General features: G+C 32.8%; 5 protein-coding genes. 3 read left to right on the forward strand and 2 right to left on the reverse strand.

The features are described 5' to 3' along the window. Positions 1 to 129 precede the first annotated feature (129 nt). The 3 genes from ACKI32_RS04170 to ACKI32_RS04180 are packed head-to-tail and all read left to right on the forward strand — an operon-like array spanning position 130 to position 1700. Positions 130 to 738 carry a flavodoxin family protein gene (locus tag ACKI32_RS04170; protein WP_407413799.1) on the forward strand — a complete coding sequence of 203 codons (609 nt, stop codon included), beginning with the start codon at positions 130 to 132 and terminating at the stop codon, positions 736 to 738. A 17-nt stretch (positions 739 to 755) separates the two neighbouring features. Beyond that, positions 756 to 1295 (forward strand): DapH/DapD/GlmU-related protein, encoded by a 540-nt coding sequence (locus ACKI32_RS04175; RefSeq protein WP_407413801.1) that lies wholly within the window; start codon positions 756 to 758, stop codon positions 1293 to 1295. 12 nt (positions 1296 to 1307) lie between these two features. Further along, complete coding sequence (locus ACKI32_RS04180; protein WP_407413803.1) at positions 1308 to 1700, forward strand: nuclear transport factor 2 family protein; 393 nt, start codon at positions 1308 to 1310, stop codon at positions 1698 to 1700. Between the two features lie 392 nt (positions 1701 to 2092). Here ACKI32_RS04180 and ACKI32_RS04185 read toward each other — a convergent pair whose 3' ends face one another. Continuing rightward, complete coding sequence (locus ACKI32_RS04185; RefSeq protein WP_407413805.1) at positions 2093 to 3910, reverse strand: subtype A tannase; 1818 nt, start codon at positions 3908 to 3910, stop codon at positions 2093 to 2095. 289 nt (positions 3911 to 4199) lie between these two features. Beyond that, positions 4200 to 4787: an HXXEE domain-containing protein gene (locus ACKI32_RS04190; RefSeq protein ID WP_407413807.1), complete on the reverse strand. Its 588-nt coding sequence runs from the start codon at positions 4785 to 4787 to the stop codon at positions 4200 to 4202. Positions 4788 to 4810: the final 23 nt, after the last annotated feature.

A 4810-nucleotide genomic window follows, 5' to 3' on the forward strand; every position in this document is an offset into this window, starting at 1 on the left:
ATCGAATGTCATAATATCTAAACATAATTTTATGCATGCTAGTATAAATAGTTAACCATAGTTAATAGTTAACTTTATATAACAATTAATATAGATTAACTATTAAATTCAACAAAAAGAGTTGAAATCATGAAAGTATTATTAGTAAATGGAAGTCCAAATAAAGAAGGATGCACCTATGTGGCATTAAAGCAAATACAAAAAACCCTCAATGAAGAAAACATAGATTCTGAAATCTATCGCGTGGGACATAAAGATATTAGAGGATGTATTGACTGTAGAAAATGCAGCGAACTTGGAAAATGTGTTTTTAATGACGAAGTCAACGCTTTCGTTGAAAAGGCAGAGGAATTTGACGGATTCATTTTTGGAGGGCCGGTCTATTACGGTACAGTCAATCCGACATTGACAAACTTCATGACGAGAGTGTTTTTCTCTTCATTTTTTGGCGGAAAGCGGATATTTCGCCTAAAGCCTGCTGCTGCAGTTGCAAGTGCCAGAAGAGCGGGGACCATGACCGCAATCGATACAATCAACAGATTTTTCACATGGGCTGAAATGCCAATAATCAGCTCAACATACTGGAATGTAATCTATGGCACCAAAGCCGAAGAGGCACTGGAGGATCTGGAAGGCTTAAAGACAATGACAACCCTTGCAAGAAATATGGCATGGTTTTTAAAAATAAAAGAACTAAGTCTAAAAGAAGGAATTCCATTGCCGCAACCAAATAAATAAATTAAGGAGATGATAAAATGGAGAGAGTCGATTTGGATAAAATTTCACAGGAAGAATTGGAACAGTCAATCAAGCAATCAAAAGTCCTGTTTAAGTTCAACCACACAGAGCCTATGACTGAAGAATATATGGCATTGCTTAATGAATTGCTTGAGGGCAACATCGGAGAAAACAGCTCTATCACTGCACCATTTGCCGGTGCTGCATTTCACAAAATGAAAATTGGAAATAATGTGTTTATCAACAGTAACTGCCTTGCAATGGCCAGAGGCGGAATCATAATAGAAGATGATGTAATGCTTGCAGGAAACGTTCAATTATTGTCCAATAATCATGATGAATATGAAAGACAGGTACTTTTATGTGAAGAAATCGTTATTAAAAAAGGAGCATGGATTGGAGCGGGTGTGAGTATTTTGCCTGGTGTCACAGTTGGAAAATATGCAATTGTTGGAGCGGGAGCCATTGTTACAAAAGATGTTCCAGATTATTCTGTGGCTGTAGGTGTGCCTGCAAAAGTTGTTAAAACACTTGATAAAGATAAATTTCCTGAATAAGAGGGTTTTAATATGAATGTATCTGTAATTAATAAAAGAAATTTGACAGATGTCCAGGAAGACGTCCTTAAAAGATTTATTGCCTTTCAGGAAGCGATGATTGAAAAGGATCTGGAAAAATTAAATGAAATAATTTGTGACAATTATACATTAACACACCTGTCCGGAAAAACACAGACAAAACAGGAATTCATCGATGAGATCCTGGATGGAACACTTAACTATTACAAATCAACAATCAACAATCCGGATATAACAATATGTGACGAAAATAAAGCAATATTCAATGCAGATGTAACTCTTGATGCGAAGGTATATGGGATGAAGGGAACATGGACTCTTCATTCACAACAAACATTGGAAAAAATAAATGACAAATGGTATATTAGCAAATGGGACAATTAAAATGAGATATCGATGAGATTATAGGGTGGAGCTGAAATATGCATGTAAAGGAATTGTAAGTCGATATAATGCTTTAATCTTTGAATTACTTTAGTAATTATAATATGGGAAATGAATTGTATCAGAGTTTCAGTGCTTGGAATCGATAAGCATCGGAACTTTTTTATAAGTTTTATACGAAATGTTCGTATTTTTTTTTAGTGTTTTCTTTATATAAAATCAATTTTTTTTATCAGAGTTTATGGGAAACGATAAGTTCTGTAGTCTTTAAGGTTTTAAAATGAAATGGTGTGTTTATGTAGAATTTTCTAATTCTGATGTGTTTCATTTTTTTTAAAGTTAATGTTTAAAATTAAAAATAGTAAAAAGTGAATAATTCATGTTATTCACTTTTAGTTTAAGCAATTATTAACCCAATTAATAAAATTGCCTGTAGAATCACCAGTTCTTTCAGCTTGAGTATGTCCTTGGCCCCAAACAGTTGAAAATTCAACATTGTCCTTTCCAACTTTATTCAGGACAGCTAAGTATAAGTTGACATCGACACATTGGGAAGTATCTCCTTGTTCAATACCTGTGTTTATTCTCCAATATTTAGCTACATCAGAACTTCCTGCTCCATCGTAATAATCACATAAGTAATACATTGGATTATACATGTTTACACGAGTTTCCATGGTGTTATTTAAACTGTCTTTTGTAGCCAAATCATTGCTATATTCACGGGCATAATCTTTTGAGTCATTACTGTATTTAGAGTATGTTTCACTATTGTTATTAAGTAAATCTCTTAAATCTTTATCAAAATGTGATGAACTATTTGAGTCAAGGCCAAATAATCCGTTTTCAGCTTGAGAACGATTCAAATCATCAAAAGCGGCAACAGATTTTGAAGGATTTTTACAATTTTTGACAAATGCTTCTAAACTAGTGATTTTTGCAGTATTTGTTTTTTCATCATATTGAATCCATGTGTCATTTCCATTAAGGTAATCAATGTAGTCTTGTGCTGTCTGATAACTTGTTGATGAGTTGGTATCGGTGTTTTCACTTTGTATTTCACCATTAGGTGCTGATCCTGTTGGTGTTTCTCCGCTTGGTATTTCCCCACTTGGAGTTGATCCTGTTGGTGTTTCTCCGCTAGGTGCTCCACCAGATGGTATGCTTCCCATTCCATTAGAACTTGGAGAATATGGGAATGTTGTATCATTTAAAAAATTATTCAAAGATTCTTCGGTTACAGTTAACATGTAATCATAGTAACTGCCTGAAGTATAAATTCCATCATCGCTTTTTTCAAGTTTCAACACATTTCCATTTGGGTCTTTTAGGTTCAATTGATTAATGTAAGTAGCATATGATTCTGCCAAATCATTACTTAAGGCACCTGTGAAGGAGTTCGAATTTCTCACATATTGTCCCATATTCCATTCATATGCACTATCTGCAGTATCTAAATTTGTTATTGGACACCAGCACATCGCACCAGCAATAGCATTTGATAAAACTTTTCCATCTTTATCAACCATTGCAGCACCAATGTTTTCTAAATATGGATTATATAATTCGCTGTTTCCAGAAGCGCCCATTATTGCAGATTGTGCTCCTCCTCCACTATGGCCAAAAGTAAATATTTTCTCAATGTCTCCTGGTAAAACATCTCCGTTAAATCTGTAGTAAGTCACTGCAGATTTCAAGTCAACTACACCATCAGGTGCTTCTGCATTGTCTCTTCCCATACAACCGGCATTTAAATAGATAAAACCAGCATCAGTGTAATTTTTGACTTCACCTGCATTGTAACTAGTTGGTGCTTTGCATGCAGAATAACCTGGAGTGTTTACAGGCATTACTATAGGTGCGGAATTAGAAGTATAATTTCCAACTTTAGCATTTTCATTTATTTTACAACTGTAAGTTCCATTTGAATTTTTACTACTTTCAAAGTATTTTCCAGGAACATAGATTCCACAAGATTCATATGCAGTATCTTTAGGATTCATACAGTATACAAGTCCAATTTGATAGTATATGTCATTTGTTTCATCATATTGCCAATTATTCATGTCAACTGAAAGATTATTTGTTAATGCACTTGCATTATATGATGGTCCTTCACCTGTTGGAGTCGAGGTACCTGTTAGGAAAAATACTCCCACAATAGATATTAGAATTATTAAGGCAATTATAATTAAATGTAACTTTTTCATAACATCACCTATTAATTTTATATTAATAACTCGGATGTGATATTTAAATTTTTTTATTTTATACGGTCAGTTTTGCAAAATTGGAATAGGAAACATACTTTGATTATGAAACATTAAATAACAATTTAATTAATAGTTTGGAATAATTTGCAAAAATTATATTTGCATTTTGTACTTGAAATCTATAAGCATGTGAACTATATCATACGTTTTATACGAACATTTTGTATTTTTTGTGAATTAATGCTAAGATTACATCAATAACTAATACTAGTGCTATTTATTAATTTTATTGATTATTTTTTAAATTTGCAATTAAATCTTTGTATCCTAGGCCATAAATTGCAATGACAGTTCTTTGCATTGCACCAAAACATAAAAACATTATTAATATTCCCCATACATAGTCCCAGCTTTGAAGGAGGTTATTGTTGGAAAGGTTTAGCAATGCAATTATTGATGTTAGTCCAAGACACATTGCTGTGATTAAACCTGGAGTGTAAGGCTTTTCCATTTTATGAAGTTTGATGCCTATTATATGTATAAATGTTTCAAATAATCCCAGATAAACAGGAACTAATGCCAATAGAGTATATTGGGTAAAAAAAGGTACAAATGTGATTATGATTAATAGGATAGTAACTGGAATATGTGCAGCGTGTATCTGATTAGGTGTTGCTTTGAGCTTGAAGAATTTTAACATTAATTTTGCAAATCCTCCCGGAAAGCGTGTTTCTTCCCATTCATGGAGGGTGAAAAGAAACATATAAATTAACATCATCTTTTGGACTAAACTTAAACCATTATAAAAAACAGCTGAAAATGTTACCATTCCAAACATAATAAAAGTAAGAATTTCCAAATTATATTCTCTCATTAAAACACCTTACATTATTTTAT

This window comes from Methanobrevibacter sp., from assembly GCF_045611865.1.
GTDB lineage: Archaea > Methanobacteriota > Methanobacteria > Methanobacteriales > Methanobacteriaceae > Methanocatella.

Bases quoted from the DNA above. Each gene is read 5' to 3' on its own strand.
- ACKI32_RS04170 (WP_407413799.1), top strand. From the start codon at position 130: ATGAAAGTATTATTAGTAAATGGAAGTCCAAATAAAGAAGGATGCACC.
- ACKI32_RS04175 (WP_407413801.1), top strand. From the start codon at position 756: ATGGAGAGAGTCGATTTGGATAAAATTTCACAGGAAGAATTGGAACAG.
- ACKI32_RS04180 (WP_407413803.1), top strand. From the start codon at position 1,308: ATGAATGTATCTGTAATTAATAAAAGAAATTTGACAGATGTCCAGGAA.
- ACKI32_RS04185 (WP_407413805.1), bottom strand. From the start codon at position 3,910: ATGAAAAAGTTACATTTAATTATAATTGCCTTAATAATTCTAATATCT.
- ACKI32_RS04190 (WP_407413807.1), bottom strand. From the start codon at position 4,787: ATGAGAGAATATAATTTGGAAATTCTTACTTTTATTATGTTTGGAATG.